We start from the raw sequence: 3,540 nt of genomic DNA, 5'->3' as shown, positions 1-3,540 counted from the left end.
CCTGTAGCCATGCTGCCCGTCTCATCCCCAGCCTCCGTTCGCTGAAGATCAAACCGGACAACTCGTCTGCTACCTAACCCGGACAACTCATCTGCTTACGACACAGTTCACGACCGATCTCGTGTTCGGCGAAAAGATCGAATATACTGGATTGGACCGTGCGTTCTTGGCGCATTGTCGGCTCCGGCGGTTGCAGGTTTCCCTTTAGAATCAGTCGCTTGAAACTAAAGTGTACCTGAAACCGCCGGGGTTTGCCCGCACAAATGTTGCGATTCCTCCAGCAATTTCAGCAGTTTACCGTTTGTGGACGGGCACTACTCTAAGCCCGCTTACCGCTACTTCCAGAAAGGCGGCGCGGAAAAATACTCGGCCGTACACAACACACCTTATCGCGCATGCTTCGAGGATTCTGGCCTGACATGCACAGCGCTGAAATTTCCGGCGCTCTGTAGCGCGTGTGACCTGATGTGGCGGACAACCACGACTTGCCGGTGCCGGTCTGGCCGGTGACGATCAAGTTGTCATGCGCCCTCAGCCATTCGCCCTGGGCGAGCGCCATGGTGTTGCGCCGGTCGAGGCCACGCGGCGCGGCAAAATCGATGTCCTCGATCCAGGCTTCGGGAAAGCGCAGCTTGGCTATTCCCGAAATGCGTCCTTGCCGACGCTGCACGGATGAGGTCGTCCCCAGGCGTGCGTTCCCATGGAATCGCGAATACCACCTCGCCCCACAGTCCAACGCGAACATGCGGCGATCCTTGCAATCGACCGCGGAGAGACCGGGAGCCCGGCAGGCGTTACGTCGACCGAAAAAAAGCGGCCATTTACAGCGGCGATTAGAGAACCTCATGGGACCCTCACGAAAGGGAACGTCTTGGCGAGCTCAGGCGCAAAACTTAGTCTATAGCTATCGGTAGTAGACTCCCGCTTTGCCCAACGTTCATCACAGGATCGAGGCTTGCACGCGACTGAAAACCTGCTAGGCGGCCACCGAATACGTAACAGTCAATTCCAAACGCCATTTTCTTGATCGACCGGCTCGGCGGGTGCAGAGCCGTAATCTCTCCGGGTGCGACGTACTCTTGAACGACGTAAGGGTCGCGGGCGGCCCGGTCAATGTGTTCTTCCCACACCTCTGAGGATGTGAGGCGTCCAACCAAGACGTGCTCGCCACGCGTAGCATTTAGAGGGCTTCAGAACAAGATTGGCCCTGTTCTTTCGAAAGTGGCCGATGAGCTCGGTTCGACGCCCTTCGGCGTCAGTTGTTACTCCCGCTCTAACAAGACGGGTCCATGGAATGTGGCGTGCAATAAGCTCGATCTGCTCGGCGTTGAAGTTTGAGCTGAATTGGCCATCGCTGAGCAAAGCAAGGATAGCTTTGTCAGACAATACACACTGTGATATCCACGGGTTTATGGAAATCACCTCTTGACTCGCGCATGCACTTAAGTGATCTATAGCTTCTATTTCGCCTATCACATCTCTAGGGTCAAGCTTATTGTAAACGAGATCGATTACTTCATCACCCGGTCCGATTCCACGATATGTCTTTCTCAGATCGCTAACATCCAGAAGCGTTGCTTTTACACCTGCGTCTCTTAGACCGTTCACGATCCAATCCACTTTATTTGTAAAAGGGTCCGCGAAAGTTGACTACGGCCGCAGTTTTCAGTTCGCGGGCGGCCGCAGAATAATAGGCAGACAGCAGCTCCCGGACGAAGCAGTTCGGATCTTTCGCGAAAGGCTGCTTGCTCACGTCTAGTGACAGGCCATGTGTCAATGGATTGGGTATATCGCTCCAGATTTTTGCGGCGAGGCCGTTCTGAATAACGCCGCCGGGCGATTCGGTATTCGTTTCAATTATCTTGTAATAGCCATCGCTGCCGAAAAGGCCATCCAGCCGGCATATTCTTACAATCGGCCGATATTTTGGGAGGTTAGTGATCAAACGTCGCAAATGTTTGTAAGCTGGAAATAGGGCTTGTGCGTCTTCATTGCAGGAATACAGCTCAGCGGCGACATCAAGGAGCTTGACCACGCCTCAGCGGTAGCGCTGAGGTGATTTGCCAGACCGCAGTCTATCGCAAGGGGCCGGAGACAGACGGGGTACGCACGCCCCTCAAAGTGCATGCCCGCCTCTGCAATCGCGCTGGACAGCTCGTCTTGAGCCTCCCAGATCGAGGCTGGGTCGCAAGTTGCTAGCTCGCAGAGTCGGCGCTCAATTCGTACATCTGCTTCGTTGATTGCTGGCACCGTCGCGATTGTCATGGGCAGATCCTTTCCTGCGGCCTTATGATATTGGAGCTTTGCGCGACCCAGATGGATTCTTGGGCGCAGCTCGAATTTAACTCGACCCGGTGAGCAGTCAGCGGGCCCGGAGCGCGGAAAATCTCATCTTCGTTTGGCGTCGCGTGGCCGGGCCATTTTGTACCCGGTTGGTCGCTTACAGGACTTGAAAGATAGTGGGTTGAGGTTTTTCAGGAACTGCCAAATCTGGTGGCTTGACGCTGCGCGCGATGGCTTCGGAACAGTTCTGCGGTTCATGTCTGCAGAGACTGAAAGTGATCTGCCATTTATTTATCCTGCGGTTTGAGCCTCGGCCGTTTTGACCGCTCCCCAATGCACTCTCGGCAGGCGCTAGGAGTTTTCTGGCCTCTGGCTTTGCGTGCCGATGTCATGAGCCCTGCCGGGATCTTGTTCCCGACCGCGCCGTGTGGTCGTTGTTCATTATGGTCTCTGCGCCAAACAGTCTGCCGTGAACAATGACGCTATGCGTGCGGCCCAGAGTGCCCAGTGCTACATGGTTACTGGCGAGGCCGACTTTGTGCTGATCATAGTCGTTGAGGACGTCGAGGCCTTTGACGTCTTCGTCAAGACAAGTTCGATCCGCGTAACGAAGTGGACCTCGACGCGCTGCGCTGAAGTCAGCATTCCGGGGCGCCTTTTGAAACCGCCATTGCGCGTCCAGCATCAGATTGAGCTTTTTCGCCTAAGCAAATGTGCGATCTAGAGAGCGCAGTCGATCCTGCGTGGGGACGGTGTGAGTTGCCCGACCGCAGGGAAAGTAACCGCTCCGCTGTAAGGAAAAAGAATGGCGACCCCGATAACGCAGACCTTACCTGTTCTTCCATCTGTCGATGAGCGTTACTGTGACCAACGGCGCTACCCCGTCGGGGTCGCTTTTATGGATGGGCAATACCTGCCGATGTCCGAGGCCAAGATCTCCGTGCTGGATTGGGGGCTCCTGCACTCGGATGCCACTTACGACACGGTGCACGTCTGGGATAGCAGATTCTTCCGGCTGGACTTGCATCTTGACCGTTTCTTCGGGGGTATTGAACGGCTGCGAATGAAACTGCCCTATGATCGGGTGGAAATAGAGTCGATTCTGGCGAATTGTGTGGCTTTGTCGGGGCATAAGTCGGCGTACGTGGAAATGATCTGCACGCGCGGTTCATCACCGACATTCAGCCGCGATCCCCGCCAGGCGGAGAACCGCTTCATCGCGTTTGCTGTCCCTTTTGGGTCGGTTGCCAACAAGGA

General features: G+C 55.5%; 4 protein-coding genes. 2 read left to right on the top strand and 2 right to left on the bottom strand.

Annotation, left to right across the window (positions count from 1 at the left end; translation table 11 throughout):
* Positions 1 to 319 precede the first annotated feature (319 nt).
* Positions 320 to 745: an ATP-binding protein gene (locus tag NKI25_RS36035; RefSeq protein ID WP_353000921.1), complete on the bottom strand. Its 426-nt coding sequence runs from the start codon at positions 743 to 745 to the stop codon at positions 320 to 322.
* Between the two features lie 876 nt (positions 746 to 1,621).
* Positions 1,622 to 2,035 (bottom strand): hypothetical protein, encoded by a 414-nt coding sequence (locus tag NKI25_RS36030; protein ID WP_353000919.1) that lies wholly within the window; start codon positions 2,033 to 2,035, stop codon positions 1,622 to 1,624.
* Positions 2,036 to 2,767: 732 nt separating this feature from the next.
* Here NKI25_RS36030 and NKI25_RS36025 point away from each other — a divergent pair.
* Positions 2,768 to 3,007: an Lrp/AsnC ligand binding domain-containing protein gene (locus NKI25_RS36025; RefSeq protein ID WP_353000922.1), complete on the top strand. Its 240-nt coding sequence runs from the start codon at positions 2,768 to 2,770 to the stop codon at positions 3,005 to 3,007.
* Between the two features lie 81 nt (positions 3,008 to 3,088).
* The coding region (locus tag NKI25_RS36020; RefSeq protein ID WP_353000917.1) for an aminotransferase class IV at positions 3,089 to 3,540 on the top strand (452 nt) is incomplete at its 3' end.

The organism is Mesorhizobium sp. M0808 (genome assembly GCF_040320025.1).
GTDB lineage: Bacteria > Pseudomonadota > Alphaproteobacteria > Rhizobiales > Rhizobiaceae > Mesorhizobium.
This window is presented reverse-complemented; position numbering and strand designations above follow the sequence as displayed.

Coding starts and splice junctions, on each gene's coding strand:
- NKI25_RS36035 (WP_353000921.1), bottom strand. CDS start 745: ATGTTCGCGTTGGACTGTGGGGCGAGGTGGTATTCGCGATTCCATGGG.
- NKI25_RS36025 (WP_353000922.1), top strand. CDS start 2,768: ATGCGTGCGGCCCAGAGTGCCCAGTGCTACATGGTTACTGGCGAGGCC.